Consider the following 26,202-nt stretch of genomic DNA (forward strand, 5'->3'; position numbering starts at 1 on the left):
ATCGCCCCATGTGCCTGATCCTTCGAGGGCGAAGGGGCCGGAACGGGGTCCGCGCTCCCTGCCGTGGGTGCGCAGCCTCGCCGGCCAGGTGTTCCTGCTGCAACTGGCGGTCGTCGTCCTGCTCGTGGCCGCGGCGGTGGCGGCCCTCGTGGTGCAGGCCGGGCGTGACAGCATGGCGGACGCCCGGCACCGCACGCTCGCCGCGGCCCAGGCGTTCGCGAACTCCCCGGGCATCGTGGAGGCGCTGAGGAGTTCCGACCCCACCTCGGTGCTCCAGCCGTACGCCGAACGCGCGCGCAAGGCCGCCGGGGTGGACGCCGTCATCGTCTACGCGCTGGACGGGATCGCGCTCACCAACAGCGACCCGAACCAGATCGGCAAACACGTCATCGGTCCCTACGGGGAGGCGGCCGACGGCAAGGCGTTCACTCGGACCTTCCAGGGAACCCTCGGTCTCTCCGTGGTCTCCGCGGTCCCCGTCAGGGCGCCCGACGGGTCGGTGGTCGCCATCGTCTCCGCGCCCGTCACGGTGGAGAAGGTGCAGCACACGCTCAACCAGCAGGTGGCCGTCCTGTTCGGCGGTGCCGCCGGCGCGCTCGTGATCGCCGCGGGCGGCGCCGGCCTGGTGAGCCGCCGGCTGCGGCGCCAGACCCATGGACTGGGGCCGGCCGAGATGACCCGGATGTACGAGCACCACGACGCGGTCCTGCACACCGTGCGGGAGGGAGTGCTCATCCTCGGGGCCGACGGCGTCCTGGTGCTCGCCAACGACGAGGCACGGCGGCTGCTGGACCTTCCGGCGGACGCGGAGGGGCGCCGCGCCGCGGAGCTGGGCCTGGAGGACAACCTCGTCCGCTTGCTGGCCTCCGACCGCCCGGCCACCGACGAGGTGCATCCGGCCGGCGAGCGGCTCCTCGCGGTCAACAAGCGGCTCACCGGACCCCACGGCCCGGACGGCAGTGTGATCACCCTGCGCGACACCACCGAGCTGCGCGCCCTGTCCGGCAGGGCGGAGGTCGCACGCGAACGGCTGAAGCTGCTCTACGACGCCGGGGCGCGCATCGGCACCACCCTGGACGTGGAACGCACCGCCGGGGAACTGGCGGACGTCGTCGTGCCGCGGTTCGCCGACGCCGTCACCGTCGAGCTGCTGGAGCCGGTGCTGCGCGGCGAGGAGTCGCCCGCCGCCCCGGCCCCGATGCGGCTCGTCGCGGTCCAGGGAGCGCCCGAGACCCGCCCGGACCACCCCGTCGGGCTGATCCCGTTCGTCGTCACCAGCCCCGTGTGCGCCGAACTCTCCGAGGGGCCGGCGGTCCTGGTGACCGACCCGGCCGCGTTCGACGGCTGGCGCACCCCGGACGCCGGGCGCGTCGAGCGGATGCGGGAACTGGGCGTGCACTCGCTCCTGGTGGTGCCCCTGCGGGCGCGCGGGGTGCTGCTCGGCATCGCCGACTTCTGGCGGGTGGAGGGCTCCCCGCCGTTCGACGACGAGGACGTCTCCTGCGCCGAGGAACTCGCCGCCCGGGCGGCCGTGTGCATCGACAACGCGCGCCGCTACACCCGCGAGCACAGCACGGCCGTCGCCCTCCAGCACAGTCTGCTGCCCCGCGGGGTGCCCGAGCAGTCCGCTCTGGAGGTGGCCTACCGCTATCTGCCGGCCCAGGCCGGTGTCGGCGGCGACTGGTTCGACGTCCTCCCGCTGTCCGGCGCCCGGGTGGCGCTGGTGGTCGGCGACGTTGTCGGGCACGGGCTGCACGCCGCGGCGACCATGGGCAGACTGCGCACGGCGGTGCACAACTTCTCCGGCCTGGACATGCCCCCCGAGGAACTGCTGGGCCGACTGGACGAGCTGGTGGCCGAGATCGACGCGGAGGAGGGCGCGGCCGAGGGGGACGGGCAGGGGATGGTCACGGGCGCGACCTGCCAGTACGGCGTCTACGATCCCGTCCAGGGGCGGCTGACCATCGCCACCGCGGGCCATCCGGGCCCGGCCGTCGTCCGGCCCGACGGCACCGTGGACTTCCCCCAGCTGCCCATCGCCCCACCGCTGGGTCTGGGCGCCGGCATGCCCTTCGAGTCCGCCGAGCTGACCGTGCCCGAAGACTCCGAACTGGTGCTCTACACCGACGGCCTGTTCGAGGACCGCGACCTGGACGCGGGTCTGGCGGCCCTGCGCGCCGCCCTCGCCGCGTCCGCGGCGGGGCGGCGCACCCCCGAGGAGACCTGCACGGCGGTGCTCGAAGCCATGCTGCCCACCCGGCCCCGGGACGACATCGCGCTCCTGGTGGCCCGCACCCGGCGGCTCCCCGAGGCCCAGGTCGCCCAGTGGCAGGTTCCCCGGGACCCGGCGGCGGTGGCCCGGGTGCGCTCCGCGTGCGCCCGCCGGCTGGCGGAGTGGGGCGTGGGCGACGCCGCCTTCACCGCCGAACTCATCCTGAGCGAGCTGATCACCAACGCCATCCGCTACGGCAGCGAACCCATCGGCGTCCGGGTGATCCGCGATCGTTGCCTGATCTTCGAGGTCTCCGACGCCAGCAGCACCTCGCCCCGGCTGCGCCGCGCGCGCGTCACCGACGAGGGCGGGCGAGGACTCTTCCTGGTGGCCCGGCTCGCCGAACGCTGGGGAACCCGCTACACCCCGACCGGAAAGGTCATCTGGGCCGAGCAGTCCCTCCACGCGGGCACCGCCCCCGAGTCGGACGTCCTCGGGGAGGCCCTGCTGGACCAGTGGGACGACGTCGGGCCGTGAGCCGAGCGCGCGCCGTCACCGGCCCCCGCACCGGGTGCCCGGGTACGCTGGCCTCGGCGGCCCCTTGACTCGTATCCCACTCGCTGGAGCCGACGTGAGCGCACCCCGTGCCCGAGCAGCGGCCGTACTCGGCTGCCTCGTCCTGGTGGCACTGGGCGCCGGGGCCTGCGGGAGCCCTTCGGCCGCCCCGACCGAGCCCCCCTCGAAGGCCACCTCGGCCAAGGACGCGGGCGGGATGTCCGCGCTGGTCACCGCCGCGCGGCGGGAGGGCGCGCTGACCGCGATCGCGCTTCCCCGTGACTGGGCCAACTACGGCGGCCTGATCAGCGGCTTCGAGAAGAAGTACGGCATCCGGGTCAGGGTCGAGAACCCGGACGGCCACAGCGAGGACGAGATCAACGCCGTCAAGGAGCGGGGCCACCGCCCCGACGCCCCCGACGTGATCGACGTGGGCGACACGTTCGCGCGGGCGGCCGCGCGGCAGGACCTGCTCGCGCGCTACAAGGTCCTCCCCTACGACTCGATCCCCGCGGAGCAGAAGGACACCGACGCGCACTGGTACAACAACTACGGGGGCTACATCTCGATCGGCTGCGACGCACGGCGCGTCAAGCCGTGCCCGGAGACCTTCAGCGACCTGCTCAAGCCCGTCTACGCGGGCCGGGTCGCGCTCGAGGGCGACCCGGCCCGCTCCGAGGCCGCCTTCTCCGGCGTCTTCGCGGCGGCACTGGCGAACAACGGGTCCTTCGACGACATCCAGCCGGGCCTGGACTTCTTCGCCGACCTCGCCAGGAAGGGCAACTTCAACCCCCTGGCGTCCACCATGGAGACGGTCGCCGACGGCCGTACGCCCGTCAGCGTGAACTGGGACTACCTCAACCTCGCGTACGGGCAGCAGCTGCGCGACCGCCGGGTGGACTGGCGGACCGCGATCCCCTTCGACGGGAGCTACGCCCAGTACTACGCGCAGGCGGTCAGCAAGAACGCCCCGCACCCGGCGGCGGCGCGCCTGTGGCAGGAGTACCTCTTCAGCGCCGAGGGCCAGAACCTCCGCCTGCTCGGCTACGCCCGCCCCGTGCTCCTGGACGCCATGAAGGCCGCCGGCACCCTCGACCTGGCGGCCGCGGCACGACTGCCGGCCGTGGAGGGAACGCCGCAGTTCCCCACGGACGCGCAGTTGAACAAGGCGTGGGCGACCGTCGTCAAGGGCTGGCCGAGAGCCGTGTCGGGCTGACGTCCGGACGGCGGCGTCCGGACGTCATACGGAGGGACGTCACACGAAGAAGGCGTTCATGCCGTCGACGTCGGAGAGGTAGGTCTCGATGGACTCCACCCTGCCGTCCCTCAGGGCGCAGACGGTGGCGAGGTGCTCGTCCAGCACCACGTCCCCCCGGCGGGCGGTGTTGTGCAGCGAGAGCGCCACGTTGTGCGCGCTGACCAGGATGTGGAGCAGCTCGAAGGACAGCCCGTAGCCGGCGATCCTGCGGGCCCGCTCCACGATGGCGTCGGCGCCCTCGACCCGGCCGGAGACCGTGTTGTCGCCGGGCAGGACCCAGACCGCGTCGTCGTGCAGAAGGGCGCGGATCCCGTCCCAGTCGGCCCGGGTGAGCGCGGTGTGGAAGGCCTCGCCCACGCGCTGCCTGTCGTGGTGATCGGTCATGGGGATGCTCCTCGGTCCGGGCGGATCAGATTGTTCGTATGTTCGCGAACTGTTCGCGACGTCGCTCACGGTAGACCGCCCGCCGCTCCACGTCAAAGTTCGAGTACCATCGAACTGTGAGCACGTTGAGAACCCCGCGCACCGAGGACATCCGCCTCACCGAGGTGCTGGAGGCCCTGGCGCACCCCGTGCGCCTGCTGGTGGTGCACCGGCTCGCCGCACGCCACCCGACCGGGGAGGAGATCGCCTGCGGGGACCTGCTCCCGGAGGTCGCCAAGTCCACGGCGAGCCACCACTGGCGGGTCCTGCGGGAGGGCGGAGTCGTCCACCAGCGCCGCGACGGACGGCGGCTGATGCTGAGCCTGCGCCGCGAGGATCTCGACCGGCGCTTCCCCGGCCTCCTCGACCACGTCCTGGCGGCGGCCGAGCGCGACCCCGGCATCGGGACCGCGCCGCACGCCCCGACCGCCTGACGCCCACCGCCCCCGACCACCGCCTGGCCTCTCACCATGCCGTTCCCCGCGCCCGCCGCCCGCCTGCACCGCGTCGCCGTCCTCGTGCTCGACGGCGCGAAGCCGCTCGACGTCGGCATCCCCGCACAGGTCTTCACGACCCGGGCGAGCATGCCGTACGAGGTCCGCGTGTGCGGTGCGGCCCCCGGGCTCGTGACCGGCGGCGACGGGCTGTCGTACCACGTCGCCCACGGCCTGGACGCGCTCGCCTGGGCGGACATCGTCTTCATCCCCGGCTACCGCTCCCCGGACCGCGAGGACCCCCCGCGGCCCGTCGTGGACGCGCTCTTCGCGGCCCACGACCGGGGCGCACGGCTCGCCGCCATCTCCACCGGCGCCTTCGCGCTCGCGGCCACCGGGCTGCTGGACGGCAAGCGGGCCACGACGCACTGGCACTACACGGCGGCCCTCGCGGCACGGCATCCGCTCGTGCGGGTGGACGAGAACGTGCTGTTCGTGGACGAGGGCAGCGTCCTGACCTCGGCCGGCGCCGCCTCCGGCATCGACCTGTGCCTGCACATCCTGCGCGGCGACCTCGGGGTGGCCGCCTCCAACCACGCGGCCCGCCGCCTGGTGGCCGCCCCCTACCGCAGCGGCGGCCAGGCGCAGTACGTGCCGCGCAGCGTGCCCGAGCCGCTCGGGGAGCGGTTCGCGGCCACCCGTGAGTGGGCGCTGCACCGGCTCGGCGAACCCCTCACCCTGGACGTGCTCGCCCGGCACGCGGCGGTGTCGCCCCGCACGTTCTCCCGGCGGTTCGTGGAGGACACCGGCTACACGCCGATGCAGTGGGTCATGCGCGCCCGCATCGACCTCGCGCGCGCACTCCTGGAGCGCTCCGAGCGCAGCGTGGAGCAGATCGCCGCCGATGTCGGGCTGGGCACCGGCGCCAATCTCCGACTGCACTTCCAGCGCATCCTCGGCACCAGCCCCAGCGACTACCGGCGCACCTTCACCCAGGGCGAATAGCCCCCGCGCGGCGTCCGGGGCCGTGCGACGCACCCCGTGGCGTGATCCTTGCGAACCGTGGCGCTCGCGCCACTGCCCCGCCCCCGCGGCACCGGTGAATCTTGGTGGCGAACCGAAAGGACGCTCTTCATGACTCGCATCGCCATCAACGGATTCGGCCGCATCGGACGCAATGTGCTGCGCGCGCTCCTCGAACGCGACAGCGATCTCGAGGTGGTCGCGGTCAACGACCTCACCGAGCCCGCCGGACTCGCGCGCCTGCTCGCCTACGACTCGACGGCGGGCCGCCTCGGCCGCCCGGTGACCGTCGACGGGGACACCCTCGTGGTCGACGGCCGGCGCATCAAGGTGCTCGCCGAGCGTGAGCCGTCCCAGCTGCCCTGGGCCGACCTCGGCGTCGACATCGTGCTCGAGTCCACCGGCCGCTTCACCTCGGCGAAGGCGGCCCGCGCGCACCTGGACGCGGGCGCCAGGAAGGTGCTGGTCAGCGCCCCGTCGGACGGCGCGGACGTCACCCTCGCGTTCGGTGTCAACACCGACGCGTACGACCCGGCCGTGCACACCGTGGTCTCGAACGCCTCCTGCACCACCAACGCCCTCGCGCCGCTGGCCGCGGTGCTGGACGAACTCGCCGGCATCGAGCACGGCTTCATGACGACGGTGCACGCCTACACCCAGGAGCAGAACCTCCAGGACGGCCCGCACCGCGACGCCCGCCGCGCCCGCGCCGCCGGTGTCAACATCGTCCCGACCACGACCGGCGCGGCCAAGGCGATCGGCCTCGTGCTGCCGGGCCTGGACGGCAAGCTGTCCGGCGACTCGATCCGGGTACCGGTCCCGGTCGGCTCGATCGTCGAGCTCAACACGACCGTCGCCCGCGAGGTGACCCGCGAGGACGTGCTCGCGGCGTACCGCGCGGCCGCCGAGGGGCCCCTGGCCGGTGTCCTGGAGTACTCGGAGGACCCGCTCGTGTCCTCCGACATCACCGGCAACCCGGCGTCCTCCATCTTCGACTCCGACCTCACCCGGGTCGACGGGCGCCATGTGAAGGTGGTCGCCTGGTACGACAACGAGTGGGGCTTCTCCAACCGGGTGATCGACACGCTGGAGCTCCTCGCCGCGGGCTGAGCACCGACCCTCCCACCAGGGCAGGAGCCCGGCGGCATCGATCCGGATGCCGTCGGGCTCCTTGGCGTACCGCACGGTGAGCATGTCGATGGCCGTCCTGCCCGCACCGCCGCGCCGTGATGTTCCCGGCGCGCGGGGTACACGGCAGGGGTCCGGCACGAAGTGAGGTGAGCCCGATGCCCGCGGGGTTCAGCCGCAAACGCGAGCGGCAGTACGAGCACATCAAGGACAGCGCCCTGGAGCGCGGCGAGAGCGAGCAGCGGGCGGAGGAGATCGCCGCGCGCACGGTCAACAAGGAACGCGCCCGCGCGGGCGAGTCGAGGACGGCGAGCCGCAGCTCCCTGGACGACATGTCCTCCGGCGAGCGCGGCGGCAGGCGCTCGGGCGAGGGCGCCCAGGGGCCGACGTACGACCAGCTCTACGCCGAGGCCCGGCGGCGCCACGTCGAAGGCCGCTCGCACATGAACAAGGCCGACCTCAAGAGGGCACTGGAACGCTGACACGGCTTCTGCGCCGGGGGCACGCCTGGCACACTGCTGCCCGTGCCCTCAGAGCTCAGGATCGGGCTGCTCGGTGCGGCCGGCGTCGCACCGGCCGCGCTGATCGGACCGGCGCGGCGGACCCCGCGCGTCGCCGTGACCGCCGTCGCGGCCCGCGACCGTACGCGCGCGCAGGCGTTCGCACGCACCCACGGCATTCCCGTCGTGCACACCGGCTATGACGCGCTGCTCGCCGACCCCCGGGTGGACGCCGTGTACGTGCCGCTGCCCAACGGGCTGCACGCCGAGTGGACGCTGAAGGCCCTCGCGGCCGGCAAACACGTCCTGTGCGAGAAGCCGTTCACCGCCAACCGGGCCGAGGCCGAGCGGGTGGCGGACGCCGCCGACGCCGCCCTCGCACGCGACGGACTGGTCGCGATGGAGGCGTTCCACTACCGCCACCACCCCCTCGCCGAGCGCATGCGCGAGATCGCCACGAGCGGGGAGCTGGGCGAACCGCGCCGCGTCGAGGCCGACCTGTGCTTCCCCCTGCCCCGATTCGGCGACATCCGCTACGACTACGGGCTGGCGGGCGGCGCGACGATGGACGCCGGCTGCTACGCGGTGCACGTCGCCCGGCTGCTGGGCCCCGGAGAGCCGTCGGTGACCTCGGCGACGATGCTGACGCTGCGCCGGGATCCGCGCGTCGACCGTGCCATGTCCGCCGAACTCGCCTTCCCGGGCGGCGCGACGGGGCGCGTCCGTGCCTCGATGTGGTCGCGCCGACTGCTGTCCGTCCGGGCCCGTGTGGTGGGGACGGAGGGCGAGATGAAGGTGACCAACTTCGTGATGCCCCAGTTCCACCACCGGTTGACGGTTCGTACGCTCCGGGGCCCAGGAAGACGCTCGGTGCGCGCCGAGCGGGTCCCGCGCAGGCCGTCGAGCTACGCGTGCCAGTTGGCGGCGTTCGCCGCGGCGGCACTCGACGGCGCACCGGTGCTCACCTCCGCCCGGGACGCCGTCGCGACGATGGGCGTCCTCGACGACATCTACCGCGCCTGCGGGTTGCCGCCACGTGGCGGGAAGGGAAACCAGGGCCCCGCCCGATGAGGGCGGTCCGCCCGGGAACGGCCCGCCGGCCCGCAGGGGCACCGGCGTTTTCCGTCCGGCATTCCCGGTGAAAAGACAACTGGCCCGTCGGGCAGGTCTTCGAGGAAACGATTTGGCGACTGCGAATTCTCCCGCCAAGGGCGGCTGAATCGTATCTCCTTCCCGCCGGGCGCCGCCGACCTGGGGCGCGCGCCGGAGTACCCCCCGTCCCGAGGGTCGCCCCACTGTGCGCCGATTAGCGTCAGAGAATTGCTCGACGAGCGCGCGCTCTTTTCGTGCCCCAGTGCCCCGTTTCTTTCGGCCCTTTACGGCGGATAGCTTTGTTGCGCCCTTCGGATTCCTCAAACCGTGGATATCCTGGCCGGTTTGTCCGGCCCCTCGGTGAGTGAGAGGTGGTGCACCCATGTCCTCCGTCGGCCTCGTGCTGCTCAAAGGCGGCCCGAGTGATGCTCCGCAGGTGGTGTTCGCGCCACCCGGGGGAGTGGGCGCTCCGGTCAAACTCGAATACCGCGACGGCTATGACCACTACGAATTCACCGGCGAGTTCAGCGACATCGGAGCGGGTCCCATGCCGGTCTACCAGTGGTCCTGTCACACCCGCTACGCGGAATGACCCCGTGGATTCAAGCACACGACACAAGAAGGAGGAAGTATGCGCACAGGAGTGTCCCCGACGGACGTCATGGTGACCGGAATGGGCTTCTGCCTGCCGGGCGGCAGCCGACCCGTGTTCACCGCGGACGACGTCTGGGAAGTGGCGTCGCAGGGGAGATCCTGCCTCGCCCACGACGATGTCTACTACGGTGCCGTCGATCTGTCGCGGAGCATGTTCGACACACGCCTGCCGGATGTTCCGCCCACCTTCTCCCGGCACTACACCAACGCCCACAGATTCGGCCTGGTGTCCCTGGTGGAGGCGTGCGCGGACGCCGGACTCGACTTCCGCGCGGGCGACCTGACCCGGGCAGCCGTGCTGGCCGGGCGCGGCGGCGTGGACGCCAACGTCGAGCCGTACATGGCGGTCCTGACGGCGGATCCGCTGACCACCAGCCCCGAGGAGGCCATGGAGATCTTCGTGCGGGGGCAGCAGGGGCTGACCCCGTCCGACGTCTCCCTGGTGCAGGGAGCCCTCCTGCGGTCCACCGGCCCCTGCTTCACCGTGTCCTGCGGATGCGCCTCCTCCGCCGTGCAGTTGGGCAACGCCCGCCGACTCGTCAGCGACGGTGTGGTCGACCTGGCCGTCGTGTCCGGCGTGGACCTCTTCGGCCTGGACGTCATCCTCAACGTCCAGCGGTTGCTGCGCTCCGCCCAGGGGGCGTACGACACCGTCAGGGTCGAGGGGATGCCGGAACTCCTGCCGTCATTCGACCGGTTGATGCGCCCCTACGACCGCCGCGCGGACTGCGTCAACCACGGCGAGGGCGCGGCCACGCTCATCCTGGAGTCCCGCGCACACGCCGACGCGCGCGGCGCGCGCGCCCATGGGCGGGTACTGGCCCACGCCATGACCCGCGACGGCCTGACCAACCCCCTGGCCAGCGACGACAGCGGATCCTCCCTGGTGGACGCCGTACGGCTGTCCCTGGGGGACCGCTGGGACCTCGCGCAGGTGCCCTACGTGCACGGTGGCAGCGACGGCGACGTGGTCGTCACCGCCTTCGAGGCGAACGCGATCCGGCGACTGTACGGACCCGACAGCGGCGTGTTGGTGACCTCGCAGGAGGCCTGCTTCGGCCACAACGGCGCCCCCGCGGGCTGCGTCGGCGTGGCGCTCAGTCTGCTCATGATGCAGCGGCACCTGGTCTGCCCGACGGCGAACTGCGAGGAGCCCGCCGAAGGACTCCCCTTCGACCCCGTCCCGGGGACGAGCGGCCGCCCGCTCGACTTCGACTACGCGCTGACCTGCAACTACCAGATCGGTGGAACGAAGAGCGTGATCCTCGTGGGCAGTCCGGACGCCGTCTGACCTCCGCGCACCGCCGGGAACGCACGCACAACGACGTCAGGAAGAGGAGAGAACCGTGGAACAGAACATGCGCGGGACCACGCGTCCGGGCCGCGAGAGCGTCGCCGTCATCGGCATGGGCTGCCGGCTGCCCGGCGACACCGACTCGCCCGCCGCCCTGTGGCGGTTGCTGGCCGCGGGGCGTGACGCGGTCACGGACCCACCTCCCGGCCGCCGGGACACCGGGCGGTCGAAGGGGGCGGCGCCGCCCCGGCAGGGCGGCTGGCTGAGAGACATCGCCGGATTCGACGCCGATTTCTTCGGGGTGTCGGGACGTGAGGCGGACATCCTCGACCCGCAGCACCGACTGCTCCTCGAGGTGTCCTGGGAGGCACTGGAGCACGCCGGCCTGCCCCCGGACGGCCTCGCGGGCACGCCGACGGGAGTGTTCACCGGACTGAGCTACACCGACTACATGGACCGCCTGGCCGGGCACCCCAAGGAACTGGAAGGGGCGGTCCTGACGAACGGCCACTGCGTGGCGCCCGGACGCATCTCCTACCTGCTCGGACTCCAGGGGCCTTCGGTGGCCCTCGACACGGCCTGCTCGTCCTCCCTGGTCGCCCTGCACCTGGCCGCGCAGGCTCTCCGCAGCCAGGAGTGCGACCTCGCCCTCGCCGGCGGTGTCACGCTGATGCTCGCCTCCCGCACGACACGCTCGTTCCAGCGGATGGGCATGCTGTCGCCGACGGCACGCTGCCACGCGTTCGACGCGGCGGCCGACGGCTTCGTGCGCGGTGAGGGATGCGCCGTCGTCGTCCTCAAGCGCCTCACCGACGCCGTCCGCGACGGCGACCGGGTGCTCGCCGTGGTCAGAGGATCCGCCGTCAACCAGGACGGCCGCTCGGACGGCCTGGCCGCACCGTCCGCGGCCGCCCAGCGGGCGCTGCTGCGCCGGGCCCTCGACCACGCCGGGGTCGACCCCGGCGACGTGGGCATGATCGAGGCGCACGGCACGGGCACCCCGGTCGGCGACCCGGTGGAGTTCAGCAGCCTCGCCGACGTCTACGGCACGGGCCGTGACCGCTGCGCGCTGGGCTCGGTCAAGACCAACCTCGGCCACCTGGAACCCGCCGCCGGAGTCACCGGGCTCATCAAGGCGGTGCTCAGCCTCCGCCAGGGCGTCGTCCCGCCCAGTCTGCACTTCACCCGCTGGAATCCGGCCATCGACGCCGACCGGACGCGCCTGTTCGTGCCGGACCGGCTCACCGACTGGCCCACACGGTCCGCGACACGGCTCGCGGCCGTCTCCTCGTTCGGCTTCTCGGGCACCAACGCCCATGTGCTGCTGGAGCAGGCGCCGCTCCTGCGGCTGCCCCGCCGCACCCGCGGGGAACGCTCCACGGGACGCCCCCAGCCGCACGTCCTGCTGATACCGGCGGGCTCCGCCGAGGCGCTGCCCGCGGCGGCCCGGCGGCTCGCCGACTGGCTGGAGGACGACGGCGCGAACGCGGCGCTCGGCGATGTCGCCCACACCCTCGCGCTGCGCCGCCCGGCCGGACGAGGACGCCTCGGCGTCGTGGCCTCCTCACGCCCGGCCCTCGTCGGCGCGCTGCGGTCCTACGCCGAGGGGCAGGCCTCGCCGCAGGTGACGGCCGGCGCGGTACCCGCCGGGGCCGACCGGCGCCCCGTGTGGGTGTTCTCCGGACAGGGCTCCCAATGGCCGGGAATGGCCCGCGAGTTCCTCGCCAAGGAGCCCGCCTTCGCCGCGGCCCTGTCCGAGATCGACCAACTGATCGCCGCCGAGGCCGGATTCTCCGTACTGGACATCGTGCGCGAGGGCCGCGAGGTGACCGACTGCGCGTATGTGCAGCCCGTGCTGTTCGCCGTGCAGAGCGCCCTGGCGGCCACCTGGCGCGCCTACGGGGTCGAACCCGCCGGGGTCGTCGGCCACTCGATGGGAGAGGTCGCCGCCGCCGTCGTGGCCGGCGCGCTGTCCCCGCACGACGCGGTACGGGTGATCTGCCGGCGCTCCGCGCTGCTGGCCCGGACAGCGGGTGCGGGCGCCATGGCGAGCGTGGCCCTGGGCCGGGACGAGGCGGAGGCGGACGTCGAGGCCGCCGGCGCCACCGGTTCGGTCTCCGTCGCGGTCCTCGCCGCTCCCGGGTCCACCGTGGTCTCCGGAACCCCGAACCTGGTGGAAGGCCTGGTCGCGCGGTGGGAGGCACGCGGTGTGCCCGCCCGGATGATCGCCGTGGACGTCGCCTCGCACTCGCCCCAGATGGACCCCCTGCTGGGCGAACTGGCCGCCTCCCTGACCGAGTTGACGCCCCGCCAGCCGACCCTGCCGTTCTACACCACGGTGCTGGAGGACCCCCGCGCCGTGCCCGGCTTCGACGCCGCCTACTGGTGCGACAACCTGCGCCGCCCCGTGCGGTTCGCGGGCGCCGTCCGCGCGGCGGCCGAGGACCGGCACACCGTCTTCGTCGAGGTGTCCCCGAACCCGGTCGTCACCCGGCCCCTCACCGCCTGCCTCGGCCCGCTCGCCGAGGCACCCGTCGTGCTGCCCACGCTGCGCCGAGGGGAGGACGAACAGGCCACCTTCCGGACCCAGTTGGCCGCCCTGCACTGCGCGGGCGTCGACGTGCACTGGGCCGCGCTGTACCCGGACGGGCACCTCGTGGACGTGCCCACCACCCTGTTCGACCGCCGCCACCACTGGACCGAACCGGACGAGGAGCCCGTGGGCGAGGACACGGCGCCCTGCACGAGCCGCCCCGCGGCGCACGCGAGCGGCCCGCACACGTCCCTGCCGGGAACGCGCGGCACGGTACCGGGCCGCCCCGTGCGGCACACCTGGAGCGGCGAGACGGGGACGGGCACCCAGCCCTGGCTGGCCGACCACAGGGTCAACGACACGGTGGTGCTGCCCGGAGCCGCCTACTGCGCCCTCGCCCTGACCGCGGCCTGCGAGCTGTACCAGGTACCGCCGAACGAGGTCGAGGTCACCGACGTGGCCTTCGACGAACTGCTCTGCCTGGGCGACCGCACCGAGATCACCACGAGCGCCGACCCCGTCGCACCGGACCGCGCCCGCTGCCAGGTCTTCGCGCCCACCGGCGACGAGGGCGACGACGACGCCGGCCGGTGGGTACTGCACGCCGGCGCCACCCTGCGATCCGGCGCGCCCGCGCCCGAGCCCGCCCCCGAGCTGCCGGCCACCCTGGCGCTGCGCCACCCCGTACCCCTGCCCGCCGCCACCCTGTACGAGCGCCTGCGCGCACGCGGCCTGCACCACGGAGCCGCGTTCGCGGGCATCACCGACCTGCACCTGACACCCGAAGGGGACAGCGTCTGGGGCCGGACGGTCCTGCCCGACGCGGCCGGGCCCACCCCCGGCGCCCTGTGCGTCCATCCCGTCCTCGTGGACCTGTGCGCCCAGCTCGCGGTGGCCTCGCTCGTCCGTGACGGCGCGTCGGGCGGTGCCGTCCTGCCCACCGGGATGCGGTCGCTGCGACTGTACGGCGACCCGGCCGACGCCACCCACGGGCACGCCGAGATCACCCGGGACGGGCCGGGCGGCGCCACCGCCGACGTCCGGCTGCTGACCGAGGACGGACGGACGGTCCTCGCGGTCCGCGGCCTGCGCCTCGTCTGGCGTGAGGCCGACAGCGCCACCGAGGTGGACCGCTGGTTCTACGCCGTCGACTGGCAGACCGCGCAGCCCCCCGTCCTGCCCGCCCCGAGGACCGCCCGGGCGGCGCCCGGCGACATCCTGGTGGTGGCCGAGCCCGGCGCGCACCCGGAGACACTCGCCGGGGCGCTGAGCGCGGCGGGCGCCCGCGCCCGGACCCTGGTGCTTCCCGAAGGCCGGCCCGGCCTCGCCGAGCTGCGCTCCCGGCTGTCGTCGCGAGAGGAACTGGCCGGGCCGTTGGACGCGGTGGCCTATCTGTGCGCCCCCGGCCGGCCCCCGACACGCCCCACCACCCACGACGAGCCCCCCGACCCGGCGGCCGGACCCGGCACCCTGGGCAATGACCCCTCCGGATCCGCCCTGGCGCGCACCCGGCGGCTGCTGGGCGTCGTGCAGACCCTCGCGGCCCGCGACGACGTGCCCCGCCTGTTCGTCCTGACCCGCGGCGCCCGCGCCGCCGGACCCGGCGAGAGCGAGGACCCGGGCCAGGGACCGGTCCGGGGCCTGGTCCGCGTCCTCGCCCACGAACACCCCGCCCTCCGCCCGGTGCTCATCGACGTGGGACCGTCCGAGGACGAACTGCGGCGCGGCGCACGACTGCTGCTCGGCCCGGACACCGGGGACGAGCTGGCCGTCAGAGGCACGGACCTGCGCCGGGCACGGCTGGTCGGCGCGCCGCTCACGGACACCGAACGCGCCGCCGCCACGGCCCGTACCGTGCGCTACGGCGTGGACCGCTTCCAGCTGCGCGCGGCCCGCGGCGGAGACCTCGGCTCCCTGCACCTGGTGGCGGGCGAGCGCAGACCTCCCGGCCGCGACGAGGTGGAGGTGCGCGTGGGCGCGGCCGGGGTGAACTTCCGCGACGTCCTCACCGTCATGGGGCTCCTCGGCTCCACCGACCGCATCGGCTTCGAGTGCACGGGAGTAGTGACCGCCGTCGGCCCGGGCGTCGGGCACGTGCGCGTGGGGGACACCGTCGTGGCCGCGGATCTCGAAGGCGGCGCCTTCGCCTCCTTCACCACGGTCGCCGCGGACACCGTCGTGCCCCTTCCGCCGGGCCTGGACGCGACCGCCGCCGCGGGGATACCGACGGCGTACCTCACCGCCTGGTACGCGCTGCGCCACGTCGCCCACATCACCGAGGGCGAACGCGTCCTCATCCACTCCGCGACCGGCGGCACGGGGCTGGCCGCCGTCGCCGTCGCCCGGTACCTGGGAGCCGAGGTGCTGGCCACGGCCGGGAACGAGGAGAAGCGCGGCTACCTGCGCGGCATGGGCATCGAGCACGTCATGGACTCCCGCTCCCTCGACTTCGGTGACCAGGTGCGGGAGGCGACGGGAGGCCGAGGTGTCGACGTCGTGCTCAACTCGCTCTCCGGTGCGGCGATCCGGGTCGGGATCGAGGCGCTCGGCCCCTTCGGGCGGTTCGTCGAGCTCGGCGTCCGCGACATCATCGCCGACATGCCCCTGGGGCTCGCCCCGTTCCGCCACAACGTCACCTTCAGCGCGGTCGACCTCAGGGAACTGCGGCTGGGGCGCCCGACGGTCTTCCGGGACCTGCTGGGCGAGGTCATGGACCTGTTCACGGCGGGCCGTCTGCCGCCGCTGCCGGTCAGGGAGTTCCCTCTCGTCCGGGCCACGGAGGCCTTCCGGCTGATGGCGGGGGCCGGGCACATCGGCAAACTCGTCCTGACCGTGCCCGACACGGGCCGCGAGGCCGCCGCGCACGCCAGGCCCCCGTCGCCGTTCCACCCCGACGGCGCCTACGTCGTCACCGGCGGCCTGCGGGGCGTCGGCCTGGCCACCGCGGTCCGCCTCGCCGAACAGGGCGCGGGACATCTCGTGCTCAACGGCCGCAGACCACCGAGCGGAAGCGCCCGAGCCCGACTGGACCGGCTGCGGGCCGCCGGCGCCCACATCACCGTCGAACTGGGCGACGTGTCCCAGCCGGGCGTGGCCGAACGCCTCGTGGCGGCGGCCACGGCCGACGGACTGCCGCTGCGGGGCGTGATCCACTCGGCCATGGTCCTGGACGACGCCGTCGTCACGAACATCACCGACGATCAGCTCGAACGCGTCTGGCGGCCCAAGGTCACCGCGGCCTGGCGGCTGCACGAGGCCCTGGCCGGGCAGCACACCCCCGACTGGCTGGTGTTCTACTCCTCCATGGCCTCGCTGCTGGGCAACCCGGGCCAGGGCGCCTACGCCGCCGCCAACGCCTGGCTGGACGCCTTCGCCGCCTGGCGTACCGCCCAGGGGCTGCCGACCCTGGCCGTCGACTGGGGGCCCTGGGGCCAGACCGGCGTCGCCACCGACTTCGCCGGACGCGGCTACGAGACCATCCCCACCGAGGACGGGCTGCGCGCGCTGGAGGCACTGCTCAGCCACCGGCGCACGGTCACCGGCGTGCTGCCCGGGCCTCCGGCGAGCTGGATCCTGCCCCACGTCCGCACCAGCCCGTTCTTCTCCGGGCTGCTGGCCGGACAGGACACCGGGGAACCCGCACCCGCCGACGGCGAGGCCGCCGGCCCCGGGGCCGGGATCCGCGACCGTCTCACGGCGCTGGACTCGCCGAACACCAGGCGATCGGCCCTGGAGGGCTATCTCGCCGAGGAGATGGCCACCGTGCTGCAGTCCGGCAGGACACGCCTGGATCCGCAGACGACCCTGCGCAGCCTCGGGTTCGACTCGCTGCTGTCCATGGAGCTGAGCACCCGGCTCCAGGCGGGGCTCGGCATCAGGCTCCCGGGCGACTTCGTCTGGAAACACCCCACCATCGCCGCGCTGGCCACCAGCCTGGCCCAGAAGATGGGACTGGACGTCTGACCTCCCGCGCACGGCCCGACCCGCCGTGACCTGGCACGACACCCGCCCCTCCCGCCCCGGCACCGCGCGCCCCGCGCCGGGCCGTGTCCCGGATGCCAGGAAGCACGCGAGGAACCAGGTGCGCCGCGGCGAATCCTGGGCAGGCGCATGGCGTCGAGACAGATCGCGGAGCCGCGGAAGGGATGGACCACGTGACACGACCCAGGATCCTGGTGGTCGGCGCGGGCTTCGCCGGAGTGGAGTGCGTACGCCGACTGGAACGCGCACTCGCCCCGGGCGAGGCCGACGTCACCTTGGTGACGCCGTTCGACTATCAGCTCTATCTGCCGCTGCTGCCCCAGGTGGCCTCCGGCGTCCTGACACCCCAGTCGACCGCCGTCTCGCTGCGCCGCAGCAGGAAGTACCGCACCCGCATCATCCCCGGCGGCGCGATCGGGGTGGACACCCGCGCCAAGGTCTGCGTCGTGCGCACCATCGCCGACCGGACCCTCGACGTGCCCTACGACTACATCGTGCTGGCGCCCGGCAGCGTGACCCGCACCTTCGACATCCCCGGGCTCACCGAGCAGGCCTTCGGCATGAAGACCCTCGCCGAGGCCGCCTACGTCCGCGACCACGTCATCTCCCAGCTGGACCTGGCCGACGCCAGCGAGGACCCCGACGAGCGGGCCTCGCGGCTCCAGTTCGTCGTGGTCGGCGGGGGATACGCGGGCACCGAGACCGCCGCCTGCCTGCAGCGCCTGACGCACGCCGCCGTCCGCCGCTACCCCCGCCTCGACCCGGGCCTGATCAAGTGGCATCTCATAGACATCGCGCCCACGCTGATGCCCGAGCTCGGCGAGAAGCTGGGCCGCAGCGCCCAGGAGATCCTGCGGCGGCGCGGTATCGAGATCTCCCTCGGCGTCTCCATCGCGAAGGCCGGCCCCGAGGAGGTCACCTTCACCGACGGCCGGGTGGTGCCCACGCGCACCCTGATCTGGACCGCCGGAGTGGCGGCGAGCCCGCTCGTGGCGACGCTCGGCGCCGAGACGGTGAAGGGACGGCTCGCCGTGGCCGCCGAGATGAACCTCCCCGGACACGACGGGGTGTTCGCGCTCGGCGACTCGGCGGCCGTACCCGACGTGGCCAAGGGCGAGGAGGGCGCGGTGTGCCCGCCGACCGCCCAGCACGCCATGCGGCAGGGCAAGGCGGTCGCGGACAACGTCATCGCGACGCTGCGCGGCAGGGCGATGCGCCCCTACGTCCACAAGGACCTCGGCCTGGTGGTCGACCTCGGCGGTACGGACGCCGTCGCGAAGCCGCTCGGCATCGAGCTGCGCGGCCTGCCCGCCCAGGCGGTGGCCCGCGGCTACCACTGGTCGGCGCTGCGCACCGGGGTCGCGAAGACCCGGGTCATGACCAACTGGCTGCTGAACGCCTTCGCCGGGGACGACTTCGTCCGCACCGGCTTCCAGTCGCGCAAACCGGCCCAGTTGAAGGACTTCGAGTACACCGACGCGTACCTGACGGCGGAGCAGATGCGTGAACGCTCCGAAAGGACCGGGGCACCCCAGGGGTGACCCACCCGCCGCGCGGGTCCCGCGCGGCGATCAGTCCCGTTGCCCGCCGAACGCGTCCAGGATGCGTTCGGCGGCCAACGTGGCCGTCAACTCGCCTTCCCTGACACGCTGTTCCAGCTCGGGCGTGAGAGCGCGAACGGCCGGGTCGGCGTGCAGGCGGCCCAGCAGCTCGTCCCGCACCATGGACCACGTCCAGTCCACCTGCTGGTCCCGGCGCCTCTTCGCCAGCCGGCCGGTGGAGTCCAGCAGGCCGCGATGCCGCTCCAGTTGCTGCCAGACGGTGTCGAGGCCGGCCGACTCGCGCGCGCTGCAACTGAGCACCGGAGGAGTCCAGAAGGCGTCCTTGCCGTGCATCAACCTCAGCGCGCCCGCCAGTTCACGGGCCGCGGCCTGCGCGTCGCGCTCGTGCGGTCCGTCGGCCTTGTTGACGGCGACCACGTCGGCCAGCTCCAGGACACCCTTCTTGATGCCCTGCAGCTGGTCACCGGTACGGGCCAGCGTGAGCAGCAGGAAGGTGTCGACCATGTTCGCCACGGCCGTCTCCGACTGGCCGACACCGACCGTCTCCACCAGCACCACGTCGTACCCGGCGGCCTCCATCACCACCATGGACTCGCGGGTCGCCTTGGCGACACCGCCGAGGGTCCCGGCGGAGGGGGAGGGCCGCACGAACGCCGCCGGGTCGACGGCGAGCCGCTCCATCCGGGTCTTGTCGCCGAGGATGGAGCCGCCCGTACGGGTGGAGGAGGGGTCCACGGCGAGCACGGCGACCCGGTGCCCGAGGTCGGTCAGCATCGTGCCGAAGGCGTCGATGAACGTCGACTTGCCCACCCCCGGCACGCCGCTGACGCCGATGCGCCGGGCCCTGCCGCTGTGCGGCAGCAGCTCGGTCAGCAACTCCTGTGCGGCCGCGCGGTGCTGGGGCCGGGTGGACTCCACGAGGGTGATCGCCCGCGCGATCACCGCCCGCTTGCCGTCGAGCACGCCCTTGACATAGGTGTCGAGATCGATGGCCATGGCGTCATGGCCTCACAGTTCGCCGTGTCCGAGCGAGGCCGCCAGCCGGGTGACCAGGTCGTGGGCGGCGTCCGGGATCACCGTGCCGGGCGGGAAGACGGCCGCCGCGCCCATCTCCAGCAGGGTCGGCACGTCCTGCGGCGGGATGACCCCGCCCACCACGATCATGATGTCCTCGCGGCCCTCCTCGGCGAGCTGCTCGCGCAGCGCCGGCACGAGGGTGAGGTGCCCGGCGGCGAGCGAGGACACCCCGACGATGTGCACGTCCGCCTCCACGGCCTGACGGGCCACCTCGGCCGGGGTCTGGAACAGCGGGCCGACGTCGACGTCGAAGCCGAGGTCGGCGAACGCCGTCGCGATCACCTTCTGGCCCCGGTCGTGCCCGTCCTGGCCCATCTTCGCGACCAGGATGCGCGGACGGCGCCCCTCGGCCTCGGCGAAGGCGTCGACCAGAGCGCGGGTGCGGTCCACGGACGGGGACTCGCCTGCTTCGTTGCGGTACACGCCCGAGATCGTACGGATCTGACCGGCGTGCCGCCCGTACACCTTCTCCAGGGCGTACGAGATCTCCCCGACGGTCGCCTTGGCGCGGGCCGCGTTCACCGCCAGCTCCAGCAGGTTGCCGCTGCCGCCCGCCGCCCGGGTCAGGGCGTCCAGCGCGTCGCGGCAGGCGACCTCGTCCCGCTCCTCGCGCAGCCGCAGCAGCTTGGCGATCTGCTGGGCGCGCACCGAGGAGTTGTCGACCTTGAGCACCTCGATCTCCTCGTCGGCGTTCACCCGGTACTTGTTCACGCCGATCACCGGCTGGCGCCCGGAGTCGATACGGGCCTGCGTACGGGCCGCGGCCTCCTCCACCCGGAGCTTCGGGATGCCCGCGTCGATGGCCTGTGCCATGCCGCCCGCCTGCTCGACCTCCTGGATGTGCTGCCAGGCGCGGCGGGCGAGGTCGTAGGTCAGCCGCTCCACGTAGGCGCTGCCGCCCCACGGGTCGATCACCCGCGTGGTGCCGGACTCCTGCTGGAGCAGCAGCTGGGTGTTGCGGGCGATCCGCGCGGAGAAGTCGGTCGGCAGCGCGAGCGCCTCGTCCAGGGCGTTGGTGTGCAGCGACTGGGTGTGGCCCTGCGTCGCCGCCATCGCCTCCACGCACGTGCGCGTGACGTTGTTGAACACGTCCTGGGCGGTCAGCGACCAGCCGGAGGTCTGTGAATGCGTGCGCAGGGACAGCGACTTGGAGTTCTGCGGATCGAACTGCCTGACCAGCTTCGCCCACAGCAGCCGTGCCGCCCGCAGCTTGGCGACCTCCATGAAGAAGTTCATGCCGATCGCCCAGAAGAACGACAGGCGCGGCGCGAAGGCGTCCACGTCGAGCCCCGCCTCGCGCCCGGCGCGGATGTACTCCACCCCGTCCGCCAGGGTGTACGCCAGCTCCAGGTCGGCCGTCGCGCCCGCCTCCTGGATGTGGTACCCGGAGATGGAGATGGAGTTGTAGCGGGGCATCCGCTGCGAGGTGTAGGCGAAGATGTCGGAGATGATCCGCATCGACGGCTTCGGCGGATAGATGTAGGTGTTGCGGACCATGAACTCCTTGAGGATGTCGTTCTGGATGGTCCCGGCCAACTTCTCGGGCGGTACGCCCTGTTCCTCCGCCGCCACGATGTACAGCGCCAGCACCGGCAGCACGGCGCCGTTCATCGTCATCGAGACGGTCATCCTGTCCAGGGGGATGCCGTCGAACAGCTGCCGCATGTCGTAGATCGAGTCGATCGCCACGCCCGCCATGCCGACGTCACCGGTCACCCGCGGGTGGTCGCTGTCGTAGCCGCGGTGGGTGGGCAGGTCGAAGGCGACCGACAGACCCTTCTGACCGGCGGCCAGATTGCGGCGGTAGAAGGCGTTGGACTCCTCGGCCGTGGAGAAACCCGCGTACTGGCGGATGGTCCACGGCTGGTTCACGTACATCGTGGGGTACGGGCCGCGCAAATACGGCGCCATGCCCGGGAAGGTGTCCAGGAAGTCCAGACCCTCCAGGTCCTGCCCGGTGTACAGCGGCTTGACCGCGATGCCCTCCGGCGTCTCCCACACAAGGTCGTCGCCGCCGGCGGCCTTCTTGACGGCCCTGCGCCAGTCGTCGGGGCCCGCGTCACCGGCCGGGGCGCCCAGCTCGATCGCCGAGAAGTCGGGGATGGACATCAGGACACTCCCATGCTGTCGAGCGTGGCGGAGAGCACGGACACGGCGTCGCAGCCGGCGAAGACATAGGTGTCCACGCCCGGGTACGAGCCCGGACGGCCCGCGACGAACACCTGCTCGGCGCCCGCCGCGCGCAGCTCGGCGGCCTTGGCCTCGGCCTGCTCCTCGTACAGCGCGTCGCTGGAGCACAGGCACGCGATCCGCGCACCGCTCTCCTCGAACGCGCCCTCGGTGACCGGCTCGATGCCGCCTGCCTGGAACAGGTTGGCGGCGAAGGTGAGCCGGGCGGTGTGCGCGGCGGCCGGGCCGAGCGCGGCCAGATGGATGCGGGGCCGGGCACCGGTCGCGGCCAGATGGGCGTCGGAACGGGCACGCAGCGCCTCGAAGGCCTCGTCCCGCCGCACCCGGGGCAGCCCCCCGGACGGCGGCGCGGGCGCGGCGGCGCGGACCACCGGCTTCTCCGCCAGGTGTGGGAACTCGCTGACGCCCGTGACCGGTTCCTCGCGCCGGGCGAGCTTCGCGCTCCGCGCGGCCCACGTCCGCGCCAGCCGCTCGCCCAGCATCCCGGAGCGAAGGGCCGCCGCCTGGCCGCCCGCACGCTCGATCTCCTGGAAGAACTCCCAGGCGGCCCCGGCGAGTTCGTCGGTGAGCCGTTCCACGTAGTACGAGCCGCCCGCCGGGTCGATCACCCGCGACAGATGGGACTCCTCGATCAGGATCGTGGAGGTGTTGCGGGCGACGCGGCGCGCGAACGCGTCCGGCACCCCGAGCGCGTCGTCGAAGGGCAGCACCGTGACGGAGTCCGCGCCGCCCACTCCGGCGGCCAGCGTGGCGATCGTGGCGCGCAGCATGTTCACCCACGGGTCCCGCCGCGTCATCATCACCGACGAGGTCACCGCGTGCTGGATCTGCGCGCCCGACCGCGCCGCCCCGCAGACCTCGGCGACCCGCGCCCACAGACGCCGGGCCGCCCGCAGCTTGGCGATGGTCAGGAACTGGTCGCCCGTCGCGGCATAGCGGAACTCGATCTGCGCGCAGGCCTGTTCGACGCTCAGCCCGGCACCCGTCAGCTCCCGGAGGTAGGCGACCGCGGTCGCGAGCGAGCAGCCGAGCTCCTCGGCCGCCGAGCCGCCGGCCTCGTGGTACGGCAGCGCGTCCACGACGAACGCCCGCAGACCGGGGTGGCGTTCGGCGCACGTGCGGGCCAGCTCCGCCAGGGGCGCGAGGTCGTACGAGCCCGCGGTGCGGGCCTCGTGGCCCAGCGGGTCGGCGCCCAGGCTTCCGCGCACCGCCTCGGCAGGGACGCCCCGCTCCTCGTACAGGCGCAGCAGGCTCCGCGCGGCCCGCTCGGTGTCCGCACCGGCGTCCAGGACGACCGGGGCCAGGTCCAGATAGACCCCTTCGAGGGCGTCGCCGAGCCGCTCGACCGGGATGGCGTCCTCGCCCACCGCCAGCCACAGCGAGGTGACGCCGTTCTCGAGATCGGCGAGGACCACGCTCGCGTCGGCGACCGAGTGCCGCTGCCGCACGTCCCAGCCGCCGGCCGTGTTGCCCTCGGCGCGTGAGCCACGCACGAACGGCGGAAAGCCGGGCAGGCCGGGATCGGGCGCGGCGTCGCGCGCGGTGTACAAGGGCTGGATACGCAGCCCGTCCTCCAGTGGGGTGGACAGGGCGTGCTCCGCCTCGGTACCCGCGACCTCCTTGCCCGACTTGCGCAGGACACCCGCCACCAGGTGCTGCCACTGCTCACGCGTCGCGTCAGGGAACTCGGCGGCCAGGGAGAGCCCGTCGTCAGGCAAGACCGTCATGCTCGGATGTTAGGACAGGCAGGCAGACGAGCAGCAGAGGGCGCGGTTGTGACCTTGTTCTCTTCCGACGTGTGACGGAGCACTCAACGGAGCGTCGAGGGGCGCACGAAAGGGTCATAGCCGATGAACTCATCCCAGGCCGAGGAGGGCCTGCTCGACGGCCTCGGTCAGGGCGGGGTGGATGTACCGCACGTCACGGGCGACCAGATCCGCGCTCTGGCCCAGCGTCATGGCCTGGATCAGGGGCTGGATGAGGGTCGCGGCCTGGGGGCCGATGATGTGCGCGCCGAGGATCGTGCGGTCGTGCGGGCTCGCCAGCACCTTCACGAAGCTGGTGGTGTCCTCCAGCGCCCACCCGTACGCCGTGTCCGCGAAGTCGCGCACGCTCACCACGTACGCGACGCCCTCCTCGCGCGCCCGCTGTTCGGTCAGTCCGACGCTCGCGATCTGCGGATGGGTGAAGACCGCGTGCGGGGCGATCGTGCTCGCGAGGGTCTGCGGGTCCTCGGGGTGCAGCAGGTTGTGCTGCACGACCCGCGACTCGGCGTTCGCCATGTGCTTGAGCTGGAAGTGGTTGGCGGCGTCGCCCAGCGCCCAGATGCCCGGCACCGAGGTGCGGTAGGCGCTGTCGGTCACGACGTGGCCGTGCGGGTCGAGTTCCAGCCCGCCGGCGGCCGCGTCGAGCCGGTCGGTGTTGGGGCGGCGGCCGACCGCCACCAGCAGGGTCGCCGCCGTGACGACCTGTTCGCCCCCGGGGTGGGAGACGGACAGCGCCACCCCGTCCCCGTACGGCTCCACGGAGGTGACGGAGGCGTCGAGCAGGACACGGTGCCGCTGGGAGGCCAGTTCGGTGAACCGCGCCGACACCTGCTCGTCCTCCGCGGTGAGCAGGCGCGAGCTCCGCTGCACGAGGGTGACGTCCGTGCCGAACGCCCCGAACACATGACTGAACTCGGCCGCGATGTAACCGCCCCCGAGGACCGCCATCGACGGGGGGAGGTCGTCGATCCGCATGATGGTGTCCGAGGTGTGGTACGGCACGGTGTCGAGTCCGGGGATGTCCGGCACCACGGGCCGTGAGCCGACGGCGACGACGAACATGTCGGCGGTGACGCGTTCGTCGCCGACCTGGAGCACCTTCGGCGCGACGAACCGCGCCTCGTCGGTGAACACGTCGACACCGTTGTCCCGGCGATAGCTCAGGGCGCTGGGGTGCAGGGGGTCGATCCGGTGGAACACCCGGTCCCGGATGGCCTTCCAGTCGACCCGGTCCACGCTCGCACGCACCCCGAGCCGCGCGGCGGCCCGCGCGTTCTCGGCGGCCTCGGCGGCCACCACGAACATCTTGCTCGGGATGCAGCCGCGGTTGAGGCACGTACCGCCGAACCGGCCGGGTTCGACGATCGCGGTGCGCAGGTGCGCGAGTCGCTCGTCGAGCAGCATGTTGCCGCTGCCCGCGCCCAGGACCACCAGATCGTAGTGCCGCATGCCCGTCCACCTTCCGCCCGGCGTGCCCCGCGTCCTCCAGCACAGAGTGCCGGTGGTCGCGGCGATCCCGCTCGCCTGGTACCCCCGAACGGCCCGTCGACGCTCGACGGGGCCCCGTCCAGGGTGACGGTGCCGGTCCGCTCCGCCGGCTCCCGGGAGAGCCGGTTCAGGCCAGGCCGATGGCCGTCCGCGTGTCGCCCTGGGCGTCCTCGAGGCGTCGGGAGGCCTCCTGGGCGGTGCACCTGGCCAGCAGCATGACGATCGCGGTCTTCGCGTGCCCTCCGGCCTCCCGCAGCGCCTCGGCGGCGGCCTCGGAGTCGGCCCCGGTGGCCTGGACGACCATGCGGCGGGCGCGGTCGACCAGCTTGTCGTTGCTCGCCCGCACGTCGACCATCAGATTGCCGTACACCTTGCCCACGCGGACCATCGACGCGGTCGAGAGCATGTTGCAGACCATCTTCTCGGCCGTGCCGCCCTTGAGCCGGGTGGATCCCGTCAGCACCTCGGGGCCGGTCGGCACCTCGATCGCGACGTCGGCGTGGCGGCTGATGACGGCGTCCCGGTTGCACGCCACCGAGACCGTGGCAGCGCCCTTGGCGGCGGCGTGTTCGAGGCCGCCGACGACGTAGGGGGTGCGGCCGCTGGCCGCGAGGCCGACGACCGTGTCCCGTTCGCCCACACCGATCCCCTCCAGGTCGGCGACCGCCCGCTCCGGCTGGTCCTCCGCCCCCTCGACGGCCACGACGAAGGCGCCGGGGCCGCCGGAGAGCAGGCCCACGACCTGGTCGTGGGAGGTGCCGAAGGTCGGCGGGCACTCGACGGCGTCGAGCAGTCCGATACGGCCGCTGGTGCCCGCGCCGAGGTAGATCAGGCGTCCGCCCCGGCGCAGCGACTCGGTGATGGCCTCCACGGCCGCGCCGATCTGGGGGAGGGCGTCGCGCACCGCCAGGGCGACGGTCTGGTCCTCGGCGTTCATGACCGAGAGCAGGTCGAGGACCGGCATGCGGTCCAGGTCGGCGGTCCGCTCGTTGCGGGTCTCGGTGCCGAGTGTGCTGAGGTCCACGGCGGAGT

Annotated in this window: 17 protein-coding genes; 11 read left to right on the forward strand and 6 right to left on the reverse strand. The window is 73.2% G+C overall.

Annotated features, from left to right (window positions below):
* Window positions 1–67 precede the first annotated feature (67 nt).
* Window positions 68–2,749: a SpoIIE family protein phosphatase gene (locus tag AB0C59_RS19930; protein WP_363006280.1), complete on the forward strand. Its 2,682-nt coding sequence runs from the start codon at window positions 68–70 to the stop codon at window positions 2,747–2,749.
* Window positions 2,750–2,843: 94 nt separating this feature from the next.
* Window positions 2,844–3,983, forward strand: a complete 1,140-nt coding sequence (locus AB0C59_RS19935; RefSeq protein WP_363006282.1) for an extracellular solute-binding protein — start codon at window positions 2,844–2,846, stop codon at window positions 3,981–3,983.
* 39 nt (window positions 3,984–4,022) lie between these two features.
* On the opposite strand, the gene AB0C59_RS19940 is transcribed toward AB0C59_RS19935, so the two are convergent.
* Window positions 4,023–4,409 (reverse strand): nuclear transport factor 2 family protein, encoded by a 387-nt coding sequence (locus tag AB0C59_RS19940; protein ID WP_363006284.1) that lies wholly within the window; start codon window positions 4,407–4,409, stop codon window positions 4,023–4,025.
* A gap of 116 nt (window positions 4,410–4,525) precedes the next feature.
* Between AB0C59_RS19940 and AB0C59_RS19945 the strand changes: the two genes are divergently transcribed.
* From AB0C59_RS19945 to AB0C59_RS19985, 9 genes are all read left to right on the forward strand, one after another.
* Window positions 4,526–4,882, forward strand: coding sequence for a helix-turn-helix domain-containing protein (locus AB0C59_RS19945; protein ID WP_363006286.1), 357 nt, complete (start codon window positions 4,526–4,528; stop codon window positions 4,880–4,882).
* A 36-nt stretch (window positions 4,883–4,918) separates the two neighbouring features.
* Window positions 4,919–5,887 carry a helix-turn-helix domain-containing protein gene (locus AB0C59_RS19950; protein WP_363006288.1) on the forward strand — a complete coding sequence of 323 codons (969 nt, stop codon included), beginning with the start codon at window positions 4,919–4,921 and terminating at the stop codon, window positions 5,885–5,887.
* Window positions 5,888–6,016: 129 nt separating this feature from the next.
* Window positions 6,017–7,015: a type I glyceraldehyde-3-phosphate dehydrogenase gene (gene gap / locus AB0C59_RS19955; RefSeq protein ID WP_363006290.1), complete on the forward strand. Its 999-nt coding sequence runs from the start codon at window positions 6,017–6,019 to the stop codon at window positions 7,013–7,015.
* Between the two features lie 176 nt (window positions 7,016–7,191).
* Window positions 7,192–7,515, forward strand: coding sequence for a plasmid stabilization protein (locus tag AB0C59_RS19960; RefSeq protein ID WP_363006292.1), 324 nt, complete (start codon window positions 7,192–7,194; stop codon window positions 7,513–7,515).
* A gap of 42 nt (window positions 7,516–7,557) precedes the next feature.
* A complete protein-coding gene (locus AB0C59_RS19965; protein WP_363006294.1) occupies window positions 7,558–8,604 on the forward strand; it encodes a Gfo/Idh/MocA family oxidoreductase in 1,047 nt (348 codons plus the stop codon).
* Between the two features lie 403 nt (window positions 8,605–9,007).
* On the forward strand, window positions 9,008–9,217 hold the full coding sequence (locus AB0C59_RS19970) for a DUF5988 family protein (RefSeq protein WP_363006296.1): 210 nt from the start codon (window positions 9,008–9,010) through the stop codon (window positions 9,215–9,217).
* A gap of 39 nt (window positions 9,218–9,256) precedes the next feature.
* Complete coding sequence (locus AB0C59_RS19975; protein ID WP_363006298.1) at window positions 9,257–10,570, forward strand: beta-ketoacyl synthase N-terminal-like domain-containing protein; 1,314 nt, start codon at window positions 9,257–9,259, stop codon at window positions 10,568–10,570.
* A gap of 55 nt (window positions 10,571–10,625) precedes the next feature.
* Window positions 10,626–17,069: a type I polyketide synthase gene (locus tag AB0C59_RS19980; RefSeq protein WP_363006300.1), complete on the forward strand. Its 6,444-nt coding sequence runs from the start codon at window positions 10,626–10,628 to the stop codon at window positions 17,067–17,069.
* A gap of 182 nt (window positions 17,070–17,251) precedes the next feature.
* On the forward strand, window positions 17,252–18,628 hold the full coding sequence (locus AB0C59_RS19985; RefSeq protein ID WP_363006302.1) for an NAD(P)/FAD-dependent oxidoreductase: 1,377 nt from the start codon (window positions 17,252–17,254) through the stop codon (window positions 18,626–18,628).
* A gap of 30 nt (window positions 18,629–18,658) precedes the next feature.
* Here AB0C59_RS19985 and meaB read toward each other — a convergent pair whose 3' ends face one another.
* From meaB to murQ, 5 genes are all read right to left on the reverse strand, one after another.
* Complete coding sequence (gene meaB / locus AB0C59_RS19990; protein ID WP_363006304.1) at window positions 18,659–19,645, reverse strand: methylmalonyl Co-A mutase-associated GTPase MeaB; 987 nt, start codon at window positions 19,643–19,645, stop codon at window positions 18,659–18,661.
* Window positions 19,646–19,657: 12 nt separating this feature from the next.
* Window positions 19,658–21,835 carry a methylmalonyl-CoA mutase gene (gene scpA, locus AB0C59_RS19995; RefSeq protein ID WP_363006306.1) on the reverse strand — a complete coding sequence of 726 codons (2,178 nt, stop codon included), beginning with the start codon at window positions 21,833–21,835 and terminating at the stop codon, window positions 19,658–19,660.
* A complete protein-coding gene (locus tag AB0C59_RS20000) occupies window positions 21,835–23,643 on the reverse strand; it encodes a methylmalonyl-CoA mutase family protein (protein WP_363006308.1) in 1,809 nt (602 codons plus the stop codon). Before AB0C59_RS20000 ends, scpA begins: the two co-directional genes overlap by 1 nt.
* Window positions 23,644–23,772: 129 nt before the next feature.
* Window positions 23,773–25,131 carry a mycothione reductase gene (locus AB0C59_RS20005; protein WP_363006310.1) on the reverse strand — a complete coding sequence of 453 codons (1,359 nt, stop codon included), beginning with the start codon at window positions 25,129–25,131 and terminating at the stop codon, window positions 23,773–23,775.
* Between the two features lie 166 nt (window positions 25,132–25,297).
* Window positions 25,298–26,194 (reverse strand): N-acetylmuramic acid 6-phosphate etherase, encoded by an 897-nt coding sequence (gene murQ / locus AB0C59_RS20010; RefSeq protein ID WP_363006312.1) that lies wholly within the window; start codon window positions 26,192–26,194, stop codon window positions 25,298–25,300.
* Window positions 26,195–26,202 lie beyond the last annotated feature (8 nt).

The sequence above is a fragment of the Streptomyces sp. NPDC048664 genome (assembly GCF_040650555.1).
Taxonomy (GTDB): Bacteria; Actinomycetota; Actinomycetes; order Streptomycetales; family Streptomycetaceae; genus Streptomyces.

Bases quoted from the DNA above. Each gene is read 5' to 3' on its own strand.
- AB0C59_RS19940 (WP_363006284.1), bottom strand. From the start codon at position 4,409: ATGACCGATCACCACGACAGGCAGCGCGTGGGCGAGGCCTTCCACACC.
- AB0C59_RS19950 (WP_363006288.1), top strand. From the start codon at position 4,919: ATGCCGTTCCCCGCGCCCGCCGCCCGCCTGCACCGCGTCGCCGTCCTC.
- gap (WP_363006290.1), top strand. From the start codon at position 6,017: ATGACTCGCATCGCCATCAACGGATTCGGCCGCATCGGACGCAATGTG.
- AB0C59_RS19960 (WP_363006292.1), top strand. From the start codon at position 7,192: ATGCCCGCGGGGTTCAGCCGCAAACGCGAGCGGCAGTACGAGCACATC.
- AB0C59_RS19970 (WP_363006296.1), top strand. From the start codon at position 9,008: ATGTCCTCCGTCGGCCTCGTGCTGCTCAAAGGCGGCCCGAGTGATGCT.
- AB0C59_RS19975 (WP_363006298.1), top strand. From the start codon at position 9,257: ATGCGCACAGGAGTGTCCCCGACGGACGTCATGGTGACCGGAATGGGC.
- AB0C59_RS19985 (WP_363006302.1), top strand. From the start codon at position 17,252: ATGGACCACGTGACACGACCCAGGATCCTGGTGGTCGGCGCGGGCTTC.
- meaB (WP_363006304.1), bottom strand. From the start codon at position 19,645: ATGGCCATCGATCTCGACACCTATGTCAAGGGCGTGCTCGACGGCAAG.
- scpA (WP_363006306.1), bottom strand. From the start codon at position 21,835: ATGTCCATCCCCGACTTCTCGGCGATCGAGCTGGGCGCCCCGGCCGGT.
- AB0C59_RS20000 (WP_363006308.1), bottom strand. From the start codon at position 23,643: ATGACGGTCTTGCCTGACGACGGGCTCTCCCTGGCCGCCGAGTTCCCT.
- AB0C59_RS20005 (WP_363006310.1), bottom strand. From the start codon at position 25,131: ATGCGGCACTACGATCTGGTGGTCCTGGGCGCGGGCAGCGGCAACATG.